The sequence below is a fragment of the Sphingobacterium sp. SGL-16 genome, assembly GCF_011043515.1.
Classification (GTDB): Bacteria; Bacteroidota; Bacteroidia; order Sphingobacteriales; family Sphingobacteriaceae; genus Sphingobacterium; species Sphingobacterium litopenaei.
In genome coordinates, this window is record NZ_JAAKGQ010000009.1 from 58091 (window position 1) to 79874 (window position 21784).

The following is a 21784-nucleotide window of genomic DNA, read 5'->3' on the forward strand; positions in this document are numbered from 1 at the left end:
TCGACCTTTTTGGTTTATTTTATATTATGAAATACCTTATCTAAAATATGCTGCGCAGCTCGTAGTTCTTCCAAATCCAACCCCTCAAGTGCTTCATTTAGTGTAATCGCGGATTGCTTCATACCTTCTTCTTTCAATTTTCTTCCTTCTTTCGTCAGATAAATTAAATTTGAGCGACGATCTTGTTTATCATTTACCCGAATAACTAACGACATCTTCTCCAGATTGTTTATTAAGCGCGTGATACTGGGTTTATCTCTGAAAGTCAAATTTGCAAGCTCTTGCTGTGTTAAACCTTCTTCCTGCCACAGATGATATAGAATAGTCCATTGTTCAGAAGTGATGTTCAACTTACCCAGCTTCAAATTACGCTGCAGTCGACGCGAAATAGCTGTCGAAACTTTTCCTGTTAGGAAGGAATAAAATTCATCTGATAGTATTAACGAATCATTCATTATCTAGTAATAATTTAGGTTGCTTATGCAATTAAAGAAGATTTTATGAATTTTGCAAATTTTTATCATTTTCAAATTAAATCTTTAATATTTAATATATTTAGACTATGGAAAATTTCATTGTTGTACTAATATCCGTCGGGTTCGTTATATATAATATATACCGAAATTTCCAGAAGGAAGTCGAGAAATCAAAATCTCGTCGTCCCAACGTACGTCCGCAAACAGTTCCTGTAGAAACGTATAAACAGCCGTTAGAGAAAGTTAAGCACAAAGAAGAAAAAAAACAAAAAATAAAAAGTGTTTATGCGCCAGAATTACCTGCTGAAGTCATAGCCGCTCAAGAAAGAAGACGACAAAGCAAAATTGAAAAGCCTATTCCACTCAAACGCATTCAAGAGGTAGAACAAGAAAAATCAGATGTTGAATTTGATTTAAGACAGGCTGTCATTCAATCAGCCATTTTAGATAGACCTTATAAATAAAAAATGCTCATAATATTTTATGAGCATTTTTGTTATAGTACAATAGCATTATAAAATGCTGAATTTATCGCCATCTTGTAAGAAAGGAAAATTTTCTCTTGCTTTTTGCAAATCCTGTGGATTAAGCGTGAATGTGTACAAATCCTCATCTTCAGGTTTGTAATAAACCACATCTCCAAGCGGCGAAATACACATCGAACCTCCAGAATAATAGACTTCATTACCATCATGACCTACCCTATTTACGCCGATCACATATGCTTGATTTTCTATTGCTCGAGCAGGAATTAATGCACGCCAATGTGATGAACGTTTATCTGGCCAGCTAGCAGTATACACCAATAAATCATAACCATTTTCGGCATTTCTTGACCAAACAGGGAAACGCAAATCATAACAAATCATGGGACAGATTTTCCATCCTTTTAATTGCAACATGATTCTTGACTTGCCTGCTGTGAAAAAATCCTTCTCCGAAGGTTGATTCTCTTTGCTCATTCCAAATAAATGACGCTTATCATAATGTACGTAACTACCATCAGCAGACATCCATACAAAACGATTGTAATAATTGCCATTTTCTTGAATAATCAATGTACCTGCGACCACACATTCGAACTTTTTTGCTGTCTCGTACAACCATCTCATCGTCATTCCATCCATCGCTTCCGCACATTTTTCCACATTTGTAGTAAAACCAGTATTGAACATTTCTGGTAAAATGATCAAATCCGTTTTTTCTCGTAATGATGATAGACGCAAGCTTAGATTTTGAAGGTTTTTTTCTACGTTTTCCCAGAAAAGATAAGCTTGAAATATGGTAATTTTTATAGGTTCCATTAATAGGTACTTCCTTCTTTGAATTTTATATGTCCTAATATACTAAAATTAAACAAAAAATATAATTTATAGACCTTTATTTATTGCGATTCAATAAATTATTAGATAAAATTACTAAGTCTTGTTTATTTTCTTCCAAAATGTCAATAGCATTTAAACTATCTAATGATTTAGATGAATATCCATTTTTTAACGTATTAGCAAGATCAAATATTTTATATTTTTGATATAAAATTTTCATTCGACTTACTTTCTCTTCAGCGTTTTCTTCACTTAAAGCTAATATCTTATCAAATTCAATCTGATCCTCAATACTTAAGGATTTTTTGAGCAAAATATGTAAGATCGTTTTTTTATTGACAATAATATCACCTCCTACCTGCTTTCCAAAAGTTTCCGGGTTTCCAAAAGTGTCCAAGATGTCATCTTGCAACTGAAAAGCAATGCCGAGATTTACGCCAAAATCATAAAGCTTTTGTCTATTTTCCGCATTAGCACCTGCAATAATCGCACCTAATTCCAGTGCTCCACCCAATAAAACCGAAGTTTTTAAACGGATCATATTGATGTATTCGGACTCTGACACATCGTTACGTAGTTCAAAATCCATATCATGTTGCTGACCTTCACACACTTCCAATGCTACACGATTGAAAGTTTTTAATAATTCAGACACGGCAAAAGCTGGACATTTAGATAGTTCTTCGTAAGATTTGACTAATAAGGCATCTCCAGAAAGAATAGCAACATTTTCATTCCACTTTTGATGCACGGTTTGCTTTCCTCTTCGCAAAGGCGCCTTATCCATGATATCATCATGCATCAATGAAAAATTGTGAAAGTATTCTATAGCTATTGAAGCAGGAAGTACTTTACCCCAATCCTTGTATCCAAATAAACTAGCGCCCATAAATACCAATTGAGGACGAATACGTTTTCCAGAAAGGGACAATATATAATGAATTGGTTCGTAAAGATTATTCGGTGATTCAGGTAATTGTATATTTTCTAATGCATCACTGATTTTCTCAGCATAGTACGGATTTCCAAACATATGTAGTACGTGAATATTCATACGAAGATACATATATATTTTTTAACGCTTTTACAATTCCTTGTAAATTGCCTTTTGTATTAATAGTATATTTGTAGAAAAGGTATTTAATGCGAATATTAATAGTCCATAATTATTATCAGCACAAAGGAGGTGAAGATGTAGTCTTCGCGCAGGAAGTCGAAGCTTTGCGTAAAAACCACCTGGTGGAGACTATAACTTTTCAGAATAAAAAAGGGCTCGCTGGCTTAAAACAATTTGCATTATATCCTTGGAATGTCTTTGCCGCTGCTAAAATTGTGCAGAAAGCAGAGGAAATTAAAGCGGATATTGTTCATATTCACAATACACATTATGCTATTGGTCCGTTAGTTTTTCGAAAATTGCATCAAGCTAAGTTCAAAACTATCCAAACTTTACATAATTACCGCCTGTTAGATCCGTCAGCAACTTTATTCGTAAATAATAAAATCTTTTTGGAAACGATTAACAAAGAGTTTCCATGGAAATCCATAAGACTTAAAACATTGGATAATTCGCTATTCAAGACATTTTGGGTTGCTTTTACTTATTATTTACACCATAAGTTAGGAACTTGGCATATGGTGGATAAATATTTGGTATTTTCTTCTTTTATGAAAGATTTGACTCTTCAATCTTCGAAAAAAATCCGACAAAATCAACTTGCTATAAAAGTTAATGCTATAGAAAGACCTGATATTATTCATGAATCACGAAGTACTCATTTTGTTTATATAGGTAGGCTTTCTGTTGAAAAAGGCATAGAAACATTACTCGAAGCATTTATCCAAAAACCAGCATACAAGCTTGATATTTATGGCGACGGACCTTTAGTAGAAAAAGTAAAGAAAATTGCCAATCTCCATTCAAACATTGAATACAAAGGTTTTCAACAAAAACAAACTTTAAATAAGGCGTTGGCATCCAGTCACGCTTTGATTGTTCCTTCAATTTGGTTTGAAGGAATGCCCATGACAGTCTTAGAAGCATTTGCTTTGGGCACTCCTGTTATTAGTAGTAAGATTGGAGCCTTAGCAGAAATGATCAAAGATGGAGATACAGGTTTTCATTTTGAAGCGGGAAATGCAGAAAGCTTAATTCAGGCTTTAGATAAATATGTAAGCCTTTCACTAAAAAGTAAACAAATCTTAAACACTAATTGTCTAAAAGAATACGAAAGCAAGTATCAGCTCAATAAAAATATAGAATCGCTACAAGCAATTTATAGCGAAGTAATTAACGAAAATTAGAACTATGAATAGTATCATTATTATAGATCATTTGGGTTTAGCACCAAAAATCAGAGAGGTGCTAGAAACGGTATACGATCCTGAATTGAAACCTGCAAATATTATAGATCTGGGATTGGTATATGAAATCATAACCAAAGAAGGTGGAATAGCGAAAGTTGTCATGACTTTAACAGCACCTGGCTGTCCTGTAGCAGGAGACATCATGGATGAAGTACAACGCAAAGTCGCTGGAATCGAAGGTGTGAATGAAGCATTAGTAGAACTTACCTTTGATCCACCTTGGAACAAAGATATGATGAGTGAGGAAGCGAAACTGGAATTAGGATTCCTTTAATCTGGCTCCTTAACTGAAGCTTCCAATTCCGCTAAAGTCTTTTTCGGTTTGGGAGCTTTCTGTTCTTTACCAAACAACGCATTCCAAATATTTCTTGATTCCTTAGTTAATAAAGGCGAAACAATGGATAGAATCAACACGTAAACAACCACGAAGGATTGCAATACAGGTAATAAACCTCCAGCTTTACCTATATTGGCCATAATAATAGAAAACTCCCCTCTCGCAGAAAGCGTAAAGCCAATATCAAATGAGGTTCTTTGCTTCATTCCTGAAAAATGAGCAGCAAAATATCCAGAAGCCACATTTCCAATTACTGTAACAACCGCTGCAATAGCTGCCCAACCTACGGCTCCTCCTAAGGAATATATATCAATAGATAATCCAAAGCTAAAGAAAAACATGGCTCCAAAGAAGTCTTTATAAGGCAAAACCATTCCTTCAATTTTCTTCAAATATTTAGAATCGGCAAATACTAATCCTGCCATTAACGCACCAATTGCTTCGGCCACATGGATTGTTTCAGAGAAACCCGCTATCACAAACAGTAAGCTGAAGATGATTAGAATAAACAATTCCGAAGATTTGTCCTGTAAAATCCTATCTATAAAAGGAACGAGCTTACGTCCGAAAATCAAGAAAGTAAGAATAAAACCTAATGCGAGCAGCGATGTACCTAATACAGACCAAAAAGAAGTTCCACCAGTCAATATAAGCCCTGACAAAAAGGAAATGTGCATAGCAATGAACAAATCATCAAACATAATCATACCCATAATGACCTCGGTCTCGGCATTTGCTGTACGTTTCAGATCGGTTAACACTTTAGCAACAATAGCGGTAGAAGAACTGGTCATCAAACCACACAATACCATCAATTCTTTGAATGGCAAATCCATCAACCAACCAATTAGCAAACCAGAAACAAAATTTAGCAGAACATACAACGTTCCTCCTGTCACTATGGATTTACCAGATTTGATGAGTCGACTGACAGAAAATTCCAGCCCCAAATAAAAGAGCAGGAATAAAACGCCCAATCTTCCCATAAATTCAATAAAAGGCTTACTTTCTGTGAAAGTAAAGAAAGACCAAATTTGATCTATAGAAGCTGTAAGATTGGGATTATTAATTTGAGAAAGTAAATCAGCAATAAATCCGGGGTATTCTTTATTGCCTAACAACATACCTATAATGATAAAAAATGGAATTACAGAAAAACGTAATTTATTAGCGAGCAAACCTACGCTTGCGACCAATAAAATGGCAATTCCTATTTCTAAAATTATAATATGCGACATAGATTATACGAGTAATTCTTTTAGTAACTTAATATGTTTAGCTTTTCCGGCAATCACCAAAGTATCCCCTGGCTCAATAACATAATCCGGACCGGGATTGATTTTTGTTTCTGAATCTTTGATGGCAGCAATAATAGAAGCGCCTGTTTTTTGGCGAACGCCCAACTCCCCTATGCTTTTATTTACACCATCGTTTGAAGCCTCTACTTTGTACCACTCAATACGCAGATCGTCCAAAGCAACTTCAATAGTTTCCAAAGCTTTAGGCTTATAAGACAAGCCACCAATTATTCCAGCCACTTGACGGGATTCCTCATCAGATAATGTCATCACACAACGTGTCTCATTATCTTCGTCATCATGACGGTACAATTCACGACGACCATCGTCATGAATAACTACGACCATATTGTCACCAGCTTCTGTTTCGATCTGAAACTTTTTACCAATACCAATAAGATCACTTTCTCTAACTACTGACATAGTAATATGTTATGAGTTTATAACAATTGATTTATTCAAATATAATAAAAATGGCCTATTTATTAGGATCAACTAACATATATGTGCCATCGTCTTTTAATTTTGGTAGTCCCATAGCCAAAGATTTGCCATGGTAAAATAAATAAATCCATCCCTCTGGTGCACCTTGCTGCCAATATTCCTTACGCTTGTCACGGGATGCTCTTCCATCAAAATCATATTTCGCAATGAAATTCTTGAAAAGCTCCTCTGGCTCCGGCAACACATCCCCACCAAAGAAGAAATGCTCACCACCAGTCTCGATATGAAATGCTTGGTGAAATTCGGTATGACCGCCATTTACCTCATAGCGAATTTCATAATTCACCACACCATCACCTTCAACCAAGTTTAGATTTCCACTACGTTGAATCACATCAAAAACTTCCGTACGATAAGACGGAGATTCAGACGAATATGCATTTTCCCATTCACCTCGCTGAATAATATATTCCGCTTCTGGAAATGCCACGCGTCCTACACCATTCTTGAAATCTACCAAACCACCTGTATGATCTTTGTGCAAATGTGACATCAAAACATACTTCACGTCTTCTGGTTCAAATCCCAATTTACGAATATTATGATGTATCAACAACTCATCATCTTCTGTTCGAAATCCTAATCCTGCATCACAAAGAATTAAACCATTGCTCGATTCAATCAAAAATGGGTGAACATGAACAAACAAAGAGCCTGGACGACTTTTGGGATCGTCTTTCAAAGGATCAAAAGGAACAAATTTTTTAGTGGCATCAACAGAGAAGGAACCTTCGAATAAAGAATACGCTTGAATCATTCTTTTATATTATTGTAAATATGATAGTTAGGAAATCCTAAATTAATTATCGACTGCGAGTATTAGGTTACTACACCTATAAAATGTATATTTACATACAAATACTGCGCAAAGATATGCAAAAAAGGTGGGTCCTAAAACCAAAAAGTAATAGCAACAAAGTTAGTCATTTAAAATCAGAACTAGGTGTCAACGACATCGTTGCAAATCTTTTGGTAAGTCGAGAAATCGAGACCTACGAACAAGCTAAGTATTTCTTTAGACCTTCCTTGGATCATTTACATGATCCTTTTTTGATGAAAGATATGGATGTTGCCATATCACGCATCGAAAGAGCAATAGGCAATAAGGAGAAAATCTTAATCTACGGAGATTACGATGTGGATGGCACGACGGCGGTTTCTGTTGTATATAGTTTTTTCCGAACATTTCATTCTCGTATTGAATTTTATATTCCGGATCGCTACTCGGAGGGCTATGGCATTTCAACTCAGGGGATAGACTACGCCGCCGAAAATGGTTTTTCTCTTATTATCGCGTTAGATTGTGGCATCAAAGCCATTGATAAGGTTAATTATGCGAATAGCAAAGGCATTGATTTTATCATTGGAGACCACCACTTACCGGGAGAAACTATTCCAAATGCGATAGCTGTATTAGACCCAAAACGCATAGATTGTGCGTATCCCTACAAAGAACTTTCAGGATGTGGTATAGGCTTCAAGATTATTCAAGCTTTTATCATCAAAAACAATATGGATATGGAATCTGCCTATCAATATTTGGATTTGGTGGCAGTAAGTATTGCATCAGATATCGTTCCTATTACAGGAGAAAATCGCACCTTAACTCATTTTGGTCTTAAAAAATTAAACAGCAATCCTTCTGTAGGTTTCAAAGCTTTAATAGACTTATCTTCTAATCGTACACGTACATTTACTGTCAACGATATTGTTTTTCAGATTGGTCCTCGTATCAATGCTGCCGGACGTATCGAACATGCAAAAGATGCTGTTAAATTATTAATTTCAAAGTCAGAGGAAGAAGCTAAAAACTTTTCAAGTGCTGTGGATGATCAGAATAACGTGCGTAAAGATTTTGATTTGACTATTACGCAAGAGGCTTTATCCTTAATAGAATCATCTTCAGAAAATCAGCTTCGAAAATCAACAGTTCTCTACAAAGCAGATTGGCACAAAGGTGTTATTGGCATCGTGGCTTCTCGTCTGACAGAAAAATATTACCGCCCTACTGTTATTTTGACTCAAACGAATGGGCATATCGCAGGTTCCGCACGTTCGGTACTAGGATTTGATTTATATGAAGCACTAAGTGAATGCAGCGATTTGCTCGAACAATTTGGTGGGCACAAATATGCTGCTGGTCTGACTATGCGTGAGGAGAATATCAGCTTGTTTCAACAAAAATTTGAAGCTGTAGTGGAAAAAACCATTAAGCCCGAAATGTTGCAACAAGAAGTAAGCATCGATCTTGAGATAGCACTAAAAGATATTGACAGTAAGCTGTATCGTATTCTAAAACAATTCGAGCCTTTTGGCCCACAGAATGAAGCTCCAGTTTTTATGTCCCGTAATGTGCGTATCATTGGATCAGCATACATAGTTGGAAATAATCATTTGAAGCTTACAATTGTTCAAGATGGTTCAGCTAGTTTTGAATGTATAGCTTTTGGATTGGCAGAACATTTGGACCATATTCAACGACAAAATCCATTCGATATTTGTTATACGATTGAGGAAAACAACTGGAGAGGGAAAAAGAATTTACAATTAAATATTAAAGCAATACGATATTAAAATATATTTGCAATAGCTGAAATATTGATTCATGATACTTAGAGCAGAACATCTCATCAAAAAATATAAACAACGTACTGTTGTAAATGATGTTTCATTTCACGTGGAGCAAGGTGAAATCGTGGGACTACTAGGACCAAATGGTGCAGGAAAGACCACATCATTCTATATGATCGTAGGGCTTATTAAGCCTAATGAAGGTCATGTATTTTTGAATGACGAAGAAATTACCAAAGATGCGATGTTTCAACGTGCACAAAAAGGTATCGGTTATTTAGCACAAGAAGCTTCTGTTTTTCGTAAGCTTTCTGTAGAAAACAATATTCTAGCAGTTTTGGAAATCCATTATCCCAACAAAGAGGAACGTATGGCTAAACTGGAAGAGCTTTTAAGCGAATTCAGTTTGCATCGTGTACGCAAAAATCGTGGTGATTTATTGTCTGGCGGTGAACGCCGTCGGACCGAAATTGCACGCGCATTAGCTGCTAATCCACACTTTATTTTGTTGGATGAACCTTTTGCTGGGGTCGATCCTATTGCCGTGGAGGAAATCCAATCTATCGTTTCTAAATTGAAAGCCAAAAACATCGGAGTTTTAATTACGGATCACAACGTACAAGAAACTTTGTCCATTACGGATAGAGCTTATTTGCTGACAGAAGGAAAAATCATGTTGACAGGTAAGCCCGAAGAAATCGCAGAAAATGAAATGGCGCGCAAATTCTACTTAGGTCAGAATTTTGTATTACGTAGAAAAAAACTCTAACTTAAAGCTAGATAACAACCTAAGGTATGGCGCTATTAAATTCTATCTTCTCTTGGATAATGCAAAAAAGAATTCACCAGATTGAACTCTTTATCAAATATCCTCATGATGTGCAAGAAGAATGGTTCCAAAACTTAATTTCTGCAGCTGAAGCTACCGAATGGGGCAAAAAATACGATTACAAAAGTATTTTCACTCCAGAAGAATTTAAAAATAGAGTACCTATCAGCGATTACGATGACCTAAAAGGCTATATCGATCGCATGATCAAAGGCGAACAAAATATTTTGTGGCCTTCGGACATAAAATGGTTTGCTAAATCATCAGGTACTACAGCAGACCGCAGCAAATTTATTCCGGTTAGTCTTGAGGCTTTAGAAGAATGTCATTTCCAAGGTGGCAAAGATATGCTGACTATACTCTGTCACAACAAGCCAAACAATAAAGTTTTTACAGGCAAATCTGTTGTAATCGGCGGTTCATCCCAGATAAACAACTTTAGTCCAGATTCATATTACGGGGATTTATCTTCTATTTTGATACGAAACCTTCCTTCTTGGGCTGAATTTTTACGCACGCCCAATGTTGAGGTCACGCTAAACCCAAATTTCGAAGAAAAAATAGAGCAAATCGCTCAAATTACTATAAAAGAGAATGTAACAAGTCTGGCTGGTGTTCCAACATGGAATATCGTTATGGCAAAACGAATTCTCGAAATCACAGGCAAAGAGAATTTATTGGAAGTCTGGCCTAATTTGGAATTTTATGGCCATGGAGGCGTAAGTTTCACGCCTTATCGAGAGCAGTTTAAACAACTGATTCCTTCGGATAACATGTATTATCTGGAGAATTACAATGCTTCTGAAGGATACTTTGGCATTCAAGACCAATCCGATTCGGATGATTTGTTACTCATGCTCGATTATGGAATTTATTACGAATTCCTTCCAATGGATAATTTGGAAGACGAACATCCCAAAACCTTAGGCTTGCACGAAGTAGAATTAGGTAAAAATTATGCCTTGATCATTTCCACCAATGCTGGTTTGTGGCGTTATAAAATTGGTGATACGATTAAATTCACTTCCCTATCGCCATATCGTTTCCAAATTTCTGGGCGCACAAAACAATACATCAATACTTTTGGAGAAGAAGTGATTGTCGATAATGCAGATCAAGCCTTACAAGCTGCTTGTAAAGTGACAGATGCTATTATTCGAGATTATACCGCTGGCCCTGTTTATTTCAGCAACAAAGAAGCTGGCGCGCATGAATGGATTATTGAATTTGAAAAACAACCTTCAGATTTCAACAAATTCTGTGAAACTTTGGATACTACTTTGCGTGAAATAAACTCAGATTACGACGCAAAACGCTTCAAAAATCTAGCATTAGGACAACCTATTATTCACAATGCACCCCAGGAAACCTTCTACACTTGGATGAAGTCCAGAGGAAAATTAGGCGGTCAAAATAAAGTTCCTCGTCTGGCCAATAACCGTGAGTATTTGGAACCTTTGTTAAAGTTGATACATCAACCTTAATTCAATTTATCTAATAGTTTTTGAGCTTTTCTACCAAGTTCTCCTTGATTTGGAATCGTTTTCAAAAGCACTACAGCTTCTTCTTTACTTCCCAATTTTTCTAAACTCACCGCTAAATAATATTTTGCTTCGTCTTTAAAGATGGATTGACCATTAGCAATAGGATTCAACTTAACTTTTGCTTCATTATAATTTTCTTCACCTAAATAAGTCAATGCAGCATAATATTGATACTGTATAACTTCTGGTTCTTTATTGATGAGGTTATTCAAAATAGTGCGGGAATCTGCATACGATTTTTGATTATACAGACGTACAGCCTCTTCATATTGATCATTAGATTCTTGACCACGAACGATCTCAGATTGCATAGTTGGCAACTCATACAAAGCGGTGTTATTATTAAAGAAAAACAAATACCCAAATAGCAGCACACAAGCGGCACTTGCAATGGTGACAATAGGTTTTATCCGCTGAAACAAAGTTTGTTTAGGATAACGGTATTCCGTTTCTGCATGAAACAAAGATTCTCTTAAGTCGGATTCGTTGGAGTTCAGCCTTTTATTTATAATATCATGCACTTCTGTTTGCAACAGAACCAAATTTCGAAAATCTGTATCCTGCTCCATATGAGTTTCAAATTCTTGCAACTCCTCTCCTTGCAATTGCCCTTCGATATAATCTTGAATTTTGTCTGCTAAATGTTCCATCTCAATAATTATTTAAAATAACCCACTCTCTTTAACTTTCCTTACTAGTGTGGCCATACATTCACTTTTCTTTTTTCGAAGATAAGCATAGGTTATACCCATGGATTCTGCTATTTTCTCTTGATGTTTCTCCTGCATACATCGCTTGATGATTTGCTGACAACTTTCACCTAAGGTATCCAATAGCGACATCACAATATTTTCACGGTTTACCGTTTCTAACATTTCGTCCCATGCTTTATTTGATTCATCTTCAACATATAATACACTTTGTTCAAGATTTGTTACCGGCATCCGTTGATTTTTTTTCAAGGCATTCAGCCATTTACGCTTACAAACTAATTTAAGGAAGGATGAAAAACTGGTGGTAAGTTGGAAATCTTTTTGATGTGCCATATGATAGATATCCACTAAAGATTCCTGAAAAATATCATAACCATCATCCTCTGACCCATTATTTTGCTGAATAAGGGTAACAATTTGTTTTGAAAATTTATTATATATTAATTGAATACCTGTGCTATTGTTATCCTTTAGGTATTGAATATAAATTTGGTCAAGATGCATTTAATTGGCAATTACTTAGTAAATTTAATAATATTTTTAATTTTTCATTACCCTTAATGACCTAAATATATGATTCAAAAACTGCTACCTATATTACTTGGTCTGCTGGTGCAAATTGGTTACGCACAGCAAGATACTATGCTGACACCTATTGATACTTTTCAAAGCAATATAGAGATATACGAAGTGGATGGTGTATTCCATTTCAAGCCGATTTTCCGTCCCTTAGTACAAATACCAGGAGGTCGCACGCCCTATTATAAATATTTATGGGATTTTGGTGATGGTCATTTCAGCACGCAACCAGAACCTACTCATCAATATGCCCAACCAGGGAACTATGAGGTTTCTGTTTATGCGGTGAATAATTACGATTACGGTCCTAAACCCAAAAGACCTAAGAAACCATTACAAAGTAATAAGCCAGCGAATACAGCTATAGCGAGCTTACAGCCCAATGCTTTTGAACAGAATTTCTTTTCTTCTAATGGTATTTTTCAAATATATAAACTTTCTGACGCTAAACCAGGCGAAGACATTCAATTGGTGGTAGGTGTCAATACAGGTGGTCAAAAAGGAAAGGTTTTTATTCTTTCTAATGAAAAAATTGCAGGCTTGGATGGTTTTAAATTTGCAAACCAAAGCAAGTATTATCAAGAACAATTAGATTCGCTAGTACAAAAAGACCAGCTTCACAGTATGTGGGCATCTGTAAAACAATCTACTTTTACCAAAACAGGCAGCCCCGATTACGGTATCAAAGAAGTTTCAGATTTTAAATCTAGTCAACAAGCCATAGACTATTTCAAAGATCTATATGGTGCATACAATTCCCTTTCAGCATATGATATCGAACCTTCTATTGCAGAGCAGCAATTTTCATTGATAAATCTAGATGTTACGCCTGATATGTTGGTGGACACCAATACTATAGTGACGCTTACTGGAGTTTTCATCCCTGAAAATGGTATAGCCAATGTCCACCAAGTCGATATTCCTGTGGTGAAGTCACACGATCCTAACAAAATGTCTGTCCGACCTGCACGCATGAGTTATCGTTTTCAATCCAAAAACAAAACATTGACGTATAAAGTGCAATTTCAAAATGATGGTGAAGGCGATGCTAGACATGTTCGGTTGGAAATGTTTTTGCCTCCCGAAGTTCGAAAAGAAACATTTCGTTTAAAATCATTATATCCCAAATGCGATACTTGTGCTACTCCAAACGCATTAGGCTGTTATCAATACACAATCAAAGATAATGGGGCTTTAGTCTTTCATTTTAAAGACATTGCTTTGCCTGGTACTGCTTCCAAGACATTAACAGACCCAGATAGTTCCAAAGGTTTCATCCTTTTTGAAGTTGATATGGAGAAGAAAAAGTTCAAGAACAAATCTTTTAAATCCTATACGGACATTTATTTTGATAATAATCCTCCTATCACGACGAATATTTCTACTTCTAGATTTAGACAAATTTGGTCTCCTATTGTAACTGTGGGAACAGCAGCTACATTTGGAACACCTGAAGAAAACACCCTTAAGCATCAATTTAAACCAGGCATTCAACTTGGGTTTGGTTTAGCACCAATGGCCCCTTACAACAAAACATTTTGGCAAGCAGAAATTTACACTTCATACTATAGCAGAAGTAGTGAAACAGGACAATTAGAGGAAAAAGGTGTCATTACTTTTGTTGAGAATGGCCGAGATATGAAATACGAATATCAAGCTACAGATAGCACGGTTAATCGGGATTTTCTATCTATCCAAGTGCCTCTTCAGATTCGTTATAATATTAATTCTTGGGTTTCTGTTGGCGCTGGTCTAGCATTTCGCAAAGATTTTAACACAAAATTTAGCAACTCGAAGACTTATTTTTTTACCTCCGCTCAAGGCGTAGAAAACCAGCATACAATAGAAAATACCAATATAGAAAAAGAAGATAGCCCGATAAAATACAATCCATTCTTTGATATCAATTTGGGTCGAGTATATATGGGACCTGCTATTGGATTTAGATTGAGTTATGACAAAAATCAGAAATCGTATAGTGGCATTTATGGGGTTTGGCGTTTCTAAGTGTAATGAGGAATAAACTATTTAAGCTTCTATCTTATATACTTATTACTTTTTGCTGGAGCTGCCAGAATCCTGAGAAAGAAGATTCTACAATTCCAGCGGAAAAGTCCATGCTATCTTTCGATGAATTTGAAGAAATAGCAGAAAATCAACCGCAACAGTATATTGCTAATCCCGACTCATTCATACGAGCTATTAATCTACAACCCAAAAACGATTTTGAGAATGAGAGTTATGCCTATGGATTGGTTTTCATGGCTTATAATCTTCGCGAACAAGGAAATATTTTCCACAGCATTCAATTTTATGAAAAGGCTTTGAATTTTGCTAAAGAAAAAAATGTAGAAGATATTGACATTTCTCTTTACATACTGAAGCCTTTGGCAGCTCTATATATCCATGTAGATGACAATAAAAAAGCAATTACCTTGATAGAAGATTTATTGCAAACCATTTCGCCAAAGGAAGATGCGCAACATTTGGGATTAATAAATAATCTAGCAAATGCATACATCTACAATGGCGAATCCCAAAAAGCGATTCAGTTGCTTGCCAATAAGATAAATACATTGCCCACTTCACTCTCCAAAGCCTTACTTTTGAATACCCTTTCGACAGCCTACGAAATGGAAAATGACCAGGCAAGTAGCTCAAAATACAATCAATCGGCTATCGCTGAATTTGAAAAATATCAACTTCAAGGTGATACGCTAATATGGTATGCTTCTGCCTTGACACAATACGCCACGCTAAACAAATCTCAAAAAGAAGTCGAAAAAGCATTGAATATCCTTCATCAGAGCTTCCCTCACTCTCAATTCCGAAATAAAGCCAATGCCTATTTAACTTTGGCAGACATTGAATTAAACCATAACAACCTAGATTCCGCTCATAAATATTACAAAGCCGCATATCAAAATTTTCAACAAGAAAAAAAGAAATATGTTCTTGACTACAAATATACGTATGCGCTTTTGGGTCTGGGTCGAACCAGCCATAAAGAAAATAAAATTGATTCGGCGATATATTACTACGAATGGGCTATAGAAAATGATTTTCGTACACAGCAGCTCATCACAAGCGAAAGAGATCAATTGCGCAACAATATTTGGAATAAGAAAATTTTGGAGGAATTAATCCAACTTTATATTGAAAATCCTGAAATACAAACTCAATCAAACAGAGAAACATTATTATGGTGCATAGAGCTTAGCAAAGCTAGACTCTTGATAAATGAAATCAATCGTTCGGAAAATTGGTCTTCAGCGGATCAAAAAATAAAAGATGCCATCCAAGAAATTCGACGATTATATGTAAAGTATGATGCTACGGATGCAGCACAGGAAAAGAAAAGTATTGCAGATCAAATAGGAAAACTGAAAACAGAGTTCCAATTAGCGGAGAATTATTTTGAAAACGTGAATTTCAATCCCTCGAAATCTTCCTTCTTAGAAAAATTTCAAAGCAAAAAAGAGGCTTATTATAGCTATTATATACATCAGGATAGGTCCATGAGCATCGTATATGCGAAAGCTGATCAGCTAGCCTTTCAAAAAATTGAAGATAAAAATTTGGTGGATAGTCTAATTCACTTTAAATCAAATTACTTTTCCTCTTCACCAAACTCTTTTAATAGCAATCCAGAAAAATATTATAAAGAAGCACGATACTTTTATCATAATCTATTACCTGAACTTTCATCTGAGAAACAAAATATTTTTCTTTCGTTAGATGGCGAATTGTACGGCTTACCATTTGATGCCTTATACGACAAAGAGTATTTAATTCAATCTTATAATTTTGCGTATTTAAATTCCTTCTTGCTTTTTGATTTTATTACAAACAAAGCGCCTACCACGTCCAAAGAAATTTCATTATTATATCGATCTGAATTTCCAAAACCTTTACCGCATCTGGCTTTTGTAAATCAAGAAGTTGCAAATTTGACCGCTAGATACAAAACTTTGGCAATTTCTCCAGAGCATCAAAACGATTCTACTATCCGAGAAGCTTTCTCAGTCACCAATATCATTCACATCGCTGCGCATACGATATTGGATAGTATTGAAGCGCCATATTTATATTTACATCAGGCTATATCGACTAATCAACTTCGTTTCTTTGAAATCAAAACACCTTTAGTATTTCTTTCGGCTTGTAATACGGGCAGTGGAGTTGCATTACCATCAGAAGGAACGGAAAGTATTCAGCGTGTTTTCTTGAGTAAAAATGTACCTTCTGTAATTTCTACGTATTGGTTTGCAAATGATGAGGTGATGCTTCAACTTACATCCGGTTTTTATGAAGAGCTTCAAAATTCTGAAAGTCCAATGCTTGCCTTAGCTCAAGCTAAGCGAAAATTTCTAAATCAAGCTTCCATATTGCAACAGAATCCCTGGTATTGGGCAAATATAAATTATACAGGGATTGGAAACGAAGTAGGCTTGAAGAAATCTTCAAACCTACTCTTTATATTGATTGGATCAGTGCTATTGGCTTTGATTGTTTATCTGACTCGAAAAATCTATCTGGGTCGAATAAAAAATTGAAATAAATACACAAAATAGCCCTTTAGAAATTGTATTAAAGTCATGTCTTTCAAATCTTCATCCTCCAATTCAGGAGTAACTTTAGGTGATGTTTTCATAATATTTTGTTATTAATTGTATTCTAATACTTTAATTTCAGTTCTGCGATTTTCTTGATGCTGCTCTTCCGAACAATCTATACCATTTCCACAGTTATTGACCAAACGGCTTTCCCCATAACCTTTAGCTACCAAACGCGAGCGGTTAATACCTTTAGAAACGATATAAGCTACTGCTGCGTCTGCTCTGCGTTGCGATAATTTCATGTTATAATCGTCATTACCTCGACTATCAGTGTGTGATGAAAGCTCTATTTTCAACGTAGGATTTTGCTTCATAATAGAAACCACATTATCTAATACCAAAGCAGCGTCAGGACGAATGTTGCTTTTATCAAAATCATATAGAATATTTTTCAACACAAAAGCTGCATTATTTTGTAAATCACAAACGCCTAATTTCAATGTCACATACAATGTTTTGCTTCGATCTAATCCTTTTGTCGAAACCAGTTCGGTTTGAGAATATCGGCCTTGTTGATTAGCCACAACTGTAAAATCACTTTGAGCATTCAGTTGATAGATGAATTTTCCTTCTGTGTCTGAAATCTGACTCATATTTTCTCTGGTTTCTGAATTAGTAAGAACAGTATTTATACCCGAAAGGTTGCGTTCAATGTTACAATCGAATGTTTCGCCAATCAAAGTGAATCTTGGATCATCGTGATAAATCTCTCTGAAAATAACTTTCGAATTACCTTTGAAATCTATTTCACTCAGATGAAGAATAGGAGTTTTAACACCATTTTTCTCACCTAAGACAGTGTAATTGCCTGGTTTGATATTTTCTAATTTAGAAGCTTGTCCATTAGCATCTGAAATAGAGCGTTCTTCTACCTCTTGACCTTCTATACTTACAGTAACACCACTTAAGGCCATATTTGTCTGCTTATCTTTCACTACAATCTGTAAATCTTTTGCGTCTACTTTGGTGTTTATAATCTCATCATATTTTGGAGACACTGGCTTGTCAGTAACTTTAGATGTTTTTCCAAACACATATTTTATTCCCAAACCTGTATTTAATGTTTGATGTACGGTATATTCAATAGTTTTTGCCTCCGTTCTATAATGATCAGCATAATCTTTAACTGTAGTCGTAGATTCAATAGGATTAGCATTTATTTCTTCTAATCTTTCAGAAACAAAACGACTAGGTTTATTGCCAAACTTAGTGCCTAATGATTGTACATAATCTATATGCGCAAAAGCTCCGAAATTAGGGGTAAACATATAATTGAAGCGGAAACCGCCTAATCCAACCCAAGAATTAGCTTTGTTAGAAGGATCATTTATTGTTTTCTCAATAGCGTGTGTGGTTTCGCCTCGTGCATCGCGATAAGTAATAGATGATACATATTCTGGAAAAGACTGCATCATTATACCTCCACGCAAATACGCCTCTAATTGGAATTTATTATTACTGTATTTATAAGAAGGTCCCAAGGTGAAAACCAAATCTTGAAATCTAGCTTTATTTAAATAATCTGTTGACAAATAACCATTTTCAAAATGGAATGTATCACGTTTTGCGATTGCGTTGAACATATAACGGGCGTCAATTCCTATGCCCCACGTATTGCTAGAGAAATATTTATCCATAAATAGTCCGCCATGGTAGCCTATTTGCGTATCCGTGTAGCTTTTGTACTTATTCAACGGTGTACTTGCACCTCCGAAGATTCCTATTTGAAAATCTCCGTGCTCCTTTCGTTGTGCCTGTGCTAAAAATGTAAATCCAATTAACATTAATGCGAGTAAAAGTCTTTTCATAATCTGATTATTTAGTTTTATTGTTTTTCTTTGTTTCCTTTATATCAATAAAAAACTCGCATTGTTACCCCTCTATTTAAAAAATAAGTAAGAAGCTCTAAATCTTTTTTTTTAACTTGCATTCCAACTAAAATATATAAGTGAAAATGAGCGCGACAGAACAAATTTCATTTCGCGTAGAGCCAACAAATTCATCAAGACTCTCGCAAGTAGACTTCAACAATCTTAAGTTTGGACAAATCATGTCAGACCACATGCTGGTCGCTGAATATAACAACGGTAAGTGGGAAGACGTCAGCATCGTCCCTTATGGCGATTTAACTATTAGTCCATCTATGTCTGCTTTGCATTATGGTCAAGCAATTTTTGAAGGAATCAAAGCCTACAAATTTGAAGATGGAACTGTAAGTATTTTCAGACCAGACAAAAACTGGGAACGTTTCAACAAATCAGCTTCTCGCTTACAAATGCCAGAAGTACCCGAAGAAATTTTCTTAGGAGGTTTGAAACAATTATTAGATATCGATCGTGAATGGGTGCCATCGAAAGAAGGTACGTCTTTATATATCCGTCCATTTATGTTCGCTACGGAATCAGCATTGGGTGTACACCCTTCGATTTCATACAAATTCGTAGTAATCACTTGTCCTGTTGGGGCTTATTATAGCAAACCTATCTCTCTAAAAGTGGAGACACACTATACTCGTGCTGCAGAAGGCGGTGTAGGTTTCTCTAAAAATGCAGGTAATTATGCTTTATCATTATACCCTACACAATTAGCAAATGATGAAGGTTACGATCAAATTATGTGGACAGATGCTTTAGAACATAAATACATCGAAGAAGCAGGTACTGCAAACTTAATATTCCGTATTGGTGATACGATTATCACACCGCATGGAGATACTATTCTACACGGCGTAACTAGACGTACCATCATGCAATTAGCCGAAGAATGGGGTTACAAAGCAGAGCAACGTCGAGTTTCCGTTCAGGAATTAATCGATGGAATCAAAGCTGGCCAAGTTTCTGAAGCTTTTGCTGCAGGTACAGCTGCTACGATTACTCATATTGATAGAATTGGGTTTGAAGGAACAGACTATACTTTACCTCCAGTAGAAGGCCGAGAGTTTTCTAACAAGGTTTTAGATTATTTAAATCAATTACGTTACGGTAAGGTAGAAGATCCTTTTGGATGGAACTTTATCGTATAAATTGATTTTAAATCATACAGAAAGGTCTAGGCATTATGTCTAGACCTTTTTTGTTTATAGACTTCCCTCGATAAAAATTCTCACCGAGAAATCCCAGAATTTCACCGACTTTCCTCTTTCATTGGTCTAAATCCCATTCTTGAGCATACCTTTTCGCAATACCTTTGAGATATCAAAAGAAAATTAAGAAACTAAAGCATAAACAACCATGAAAAGAAATTTAACAACAATCGCAACAGTAGTAATGATGGTTTTATCATTAAGCTCATTCGCTAACGAGAAAGCTAGCCCGATGAAAGACTATGCATCTCGCAAAATCGTATCAAACTATATTGATGCTTCGCTATTAGGAAAACAAAGTTTTGTGAAAGAGATGTTAACTGATGATTTTGAATTTGTTAATGCAGCAAGTAATTCAAAAGCGACTAAAAAAGAGTACGGAAAATTCTTAGAAAACACCAATAACCTAACTTACAGTTGTACCAGTTCATACGAAATTTTGGATCAATCAGGAGATACAGCAGTAGCTAAAGTGACTATGATATTTGAGAATTTCACTCGTGTAGATATCGTAAATATGACAAATACCGCAGAAGGCTGGAAAATCAACAGAGTAATTAGCAACTTTTTATAATTCACATCATAATCGTTTACGACAAGGCTTCTCCAAGGTGGAGAAGCCTTTTACTGTATAATAAAAAACTATTGCTTCTGATTGATAATTATTCTGGTAGGAATTGGCCCTGCCACTCCTTCTTTATCAAATGCTTTTTTAACAAGTTCTTGCGCGCCGAAATACACATCCCAATAATCTTCTTGCGTGGTATACGGACGAATAGCAAGTGTAGTCATACCATTTCCCACTTCCAGTACATTTACTTCAGGCGAAGGAGATTGTAAAACTTTCGGATGTTTTAGCATCGCTTGAATAGCTATTTCTCTTGCACGATCAATATCCACATCTAGGGCTATACCTATTTTCAAATCCACACGAAGATTAACATGCGTGTTGAAGTTGGTTATCACTCCAGTTGATAAAGCGCCATTCGGAAGAATAATAGTTTTATTCTCAGGCGAGAGAATTGTAGTACAGAAAATCCCTATCTCTGCTACAACTCCTGCTACACCTTGAGCATCTATAATATCACCTACTTTGAAAGGTTTAAAAATCATCAACATCACTCCACCTGCAAGATTACATAATGATCCATTCAACGCTGCACCTATTGCCAAACCAGCACCGGCTAATAACGCGGCAAAACTTGTGATATTAACCCCAAGCATGCCTACTATCGCTAGGAACATCATGACTGTCAGCCCAACCTTAATCAAGGAAATAAGAAAAGTTTGAAGAGATACATCAAATTTGCGATGAATCATCATCTTACGACTTACATTAGCTATTCTTCCTATTTTCCAACTTCCTATAAGATATACTAATATAGCACCTAGTATTTTGGGTGTATAATCCAAAGCCATATCTTTTATTTTTAATGCGTAAAGTTGGCTGCTATCGAGGATCTGATTTGCATTTGAAGATTTGTTTCGATTTGAAATAATTTCATAATTAAAAATTTTAATTTTTAATTATGAAATTATT

20 protein-coding genes are annotated in these 21784 nt (G+C 35.6%); 10 read left to right on the forward strand and 10 right to left on the reverse strand.

Annotation, left to right across the window (positions count from 1 at the left end; all coding sequences use genetic code 11):
* Window positions 1-14: 14 nt before the first annotated feature.
* Window positions 15-455 (reverse strand): MarR family winged helix-turn-helix transcriptional regulator, encoded by a 441-nt coding sequence (locus G5B32_RS05205; RefSeq protein ID WP_165290487.1) that lies wholly within the window; start codon window positions 453-455, stop codon window positions 15-17.
* Between the two features lie 107 nt (window positions 456-562).
* Between G5B32_RS05205 and G5B32_RS05210 the strand changes: the two genes are divergently transcribed.
* Entirely contained in the window at window positions 563-940 is a 378-nt protein-coding gene (locus G5B32_RS05210) for a hypothetical protein (RefSeq protein ID WP_165290488.1), read from the forward strand.
* 48 nt (window positions 941-988) lie between these two features.
* Here the strand turns inward: G5B32_RS05210 and G5B32_RS05215 are convergent, their stop codons facing one another.
* Both G5B32_RS05215 and G5B32_RS05220 read right to left on the reverse strand, forming a co-directional pair.
* Window positions 989-1780, reverse strand: a complete 792-nt coding sequence (locus G5B32_RS05215) for an amidohydrolase (RefSeq protein WP_165290489.1) — start codon at window positions 1778-1780, stop codon at window positions 989-991.
* A 76-nt stretch (window positions 1781-1856) separates the two neighbouring features.
* On the reverse strand, window positions 1857-2855 hold the full coding sequence (locus G5B32_RS05220) for a polyprenyl synthetase family protein (protein WP_223815309.1): 999 nt from the start codon (window positions 2853-2855) through the stop codon (window positions 1857-1859).
* Between the two features lie 89 nt (window positions 2856-2944).
* Between G5B32_RS05220 and G5B32_RS05225 the strand changes: the two genes are divergently transcribed.
* The gene (locus G5B32_RS05225) at window positions 2945-4105 is read left to right on the forward strand and encodes a glycosyltransferase family 4 protein (RefSeq protein WP_165290490.1); all 1161 of its coding nucleotides are present in this window, start codon (window positions 2945-2947) and stop codon (window positions 4103-4105) included.
* A gap of 22 nt (window positions 4106-4127) precedes the next feature.
* Complete coding sequence (locus tag G5B32_RS05230; protein WP_394354875.1) at window positions 4128-4442, forward strand: metal-sulfur cluster assembly factor; 315 nt, start codon at window positions 4128-4130, stop codon at window positions 4440-4442.
* On the opposite strand, the gene G5B32_RS05235 is transcribed toward G5B32_RS05230, so the two are convergent.
* From G5B32_RS05235 to G5B32_RS05245, 3 genes are read right to left on the reverse strand one after another with little or no spacing between them, the layout of a single operon-like run.
* The gene (locus tag G5B32_RS05235) at window positions 4439-5743 is read right to left on the reverse strand and encodes a cation:proton antiporter (RefSeq protein ID WP_165290492.1); all 1305 of its coding nucleotides are present in this window, start codon (window positions 5741-5743) and stop codon (window positions 4439-4441) included. The two genes, G5B32_RS05230 and G5B32_RS05235, sit on opposite strands and share 4 nt — an antisense overlap.
* Window positions 5744-5746: 3 nt before the next feature.
* Complete coding sequence (locus G5B32_RS05240; protein WP_165290493.1) at window positions 5747-6226, reverse strand: cation:proton antiporter regulatory subunit; 480 nt, start codon at window positions 6224-6226, stop codon at window positions 5747-5749.
* A 55-nt stretch (window positions 6227-6281) separates the two neighbouring features.
* On the reverse strand, window positions 6282-7064 hold the full coding sequence (locus tag G5B32_RS05245) for an MBL fold metallo-hydrolase (RefSeq protein ID WP_165290494.1): 783 nt from the start codon (window positions 7062-7064) through the stop codon (window positions 6282-6284).
* Window positions 7065-7180: 116 nt separating this feature from the next.
* Between G5B32_RS05245 and recJ the strand changes: the two genes are divergently transcribed.
* From recJ to G5B32_RS05260, 3 genes are read left to right on the forward strand one after another with little or no spacing between them, the layout of a single operon-like run.
* Window positions 7181-8881 carry a single-stranded-DNA-specific exonuclease RecJ gene (gene recJ / locus G5B32_RS05250; protein WP_165290495.1) on the forward strand — a complete coding sequence of 567 codons (1701 nt, stop codon included), beginning with the start codon at window positions 7181-7183 and terminating at the stop codon, window positions 8879-8881.
* 31 nt (window positions 8882-8912) lie between these two features.
* Window positions 8913-9647: an LPS export ABC transporter ATP-binding protein gene (gene lptB, locus G5B32_RS05255; protein WP_165290496.1), complete on the forward strand. Its 735-nt coding sequence runs from the start codon at window positions 8913-8915 to the stop codon at window positions 9645-9647.
* 26 nt (window positions 9648-9673) lie between these two features.
* Entirely contained in the window at window positions 9674-11191 is a 1518-nt protein-coding gene (locus G5B32_RS05260; protein ID WP_165290497.1) for a GH3 auxin-responsive promoter family protein, read from the forward strand.
* Here the strand turns inward: G5B32_RS05260 and G5B32_RS05265 are convergent.
* Together G5B32_RS05265 and G5B32_RS05270 are read right to left on the reverse strand one after the other, a co-directional pair.
* Window positions 11188-11901, reverse strand: a complete 714-nt coding sequence (locus tag G5B32_RS05265) for a tetratricopeptide repeat protein (protein ID WP_165290498.1) — start codon at window positions 11899-11901, stop codon at window positions 11188-11190. The two genes, G5B32_RS05260 and G5B32_RS05265, sit on opposite strands and share 4 nt — an antisense overlap.
* Before the next feature lie 12 nt (window positions 11902-11913).
* Window positions 11914-12468: an RNA polymerase sigma factor gene (locus G5B32_RS05270; protein ID WP_165290499.1), complete on the reverse strand. Its 555-nt coding sequence runs from the start codon at window positions 12466-12468 to the stop codon at window positions 11914-11916.
* Window positions 12469-12537: 69 nt separating this feature from the next.
* Here G5B32_RS05270 and G5B32_RS05275 point away from each other — a divergent pair, with 69 nt between their 5' ends.
* Both G5B32_RS05275 and G5B32_RS05280 read left to right on the forward strand, forming a co-directional pair.
* Window positions 12538-14550 (forward strand): PKD domain-containing protein, encoded by a 2013-nt coding sequence (locus G5B32_RS05275; protein ID WP_165290500.1) that lies wholly within the window; start codon window positions 12538-12540, stop codon window positions 14548-14550.
* Window positions 14551-14555: 5 nt separating this feature from the next.
* Complete coding sequence (locus G5B32_RS05280) at window positions 14556-17099, forward strand: CHAT domain-containing protein (protein ID WP_165290501.1); 2544 nt, start codon at window positions 14556-14558, stop codon at window positions 17097-17099.
* Between the two features lie 110 nt (window positions 17100-17209).
* On the opposite strand, the gene G5B32_RS05285 is transcribed toward G5B32_RS05280, so the two are convergent.
* Entirely contained in the window at window positions 17210-18970 is a 1761-nt protein-coding gene (locus tag G5B32_RS05285; protein WP_165290502.1) for an OmpA family protein, read from the reverse strand.
* Between the two features lie 146 nt (window positions 18971-19116).
* On the opposite strand from G5B32_RS05285, the gene G5B32_RS05290 reads away from it, so the two are divergent.
* Together G5B32_RS05290 and G5B32_RS05295 are read left to right on the forward strand one after the other, a co-directional pair.
* On the forward strand, window positions 19117-20184 hold the full coding sequence (locus tag G5B32_RS05290) for a branched-chain amino acid aminotransferase (RefSeq protein ID WP_165290503.1): 1068 nt from the start codon (window positions 19117-19119) through the stop codon (window positions 20182-20184).
* Window positions 20185-20392: 208 nt separating this feature from the next.
* A complete protein-coding gene (locus tag G5B32_RS05295) occupies window positions 20393-20818 on the forward strand; it encodes a nuclear transport factor 2 family protein (RefSeq protein ID WP_165290504.1) in 426 nt (141 codons plus the stop codon).
* Between the two features lie 68 nt (window positions 20819-20886).
* Here the strand turns inward: G5B32_RS05295 and G5B32_RS05300 are convergent, their stop codons facing one another.
* Window positions 20887-21663 (reverse strand): mechanosensitive ion channel family protein, encoded by a 777-nt coding sequence (locus G5B32_RS05300; protein ID WP_165290505.1) that lies wholly within the window; start codon window positions 21661-21663, stop codon window positions 20887-20889.
* Window positions 21664-21784 lie beyond the last annotated feature (121 nt).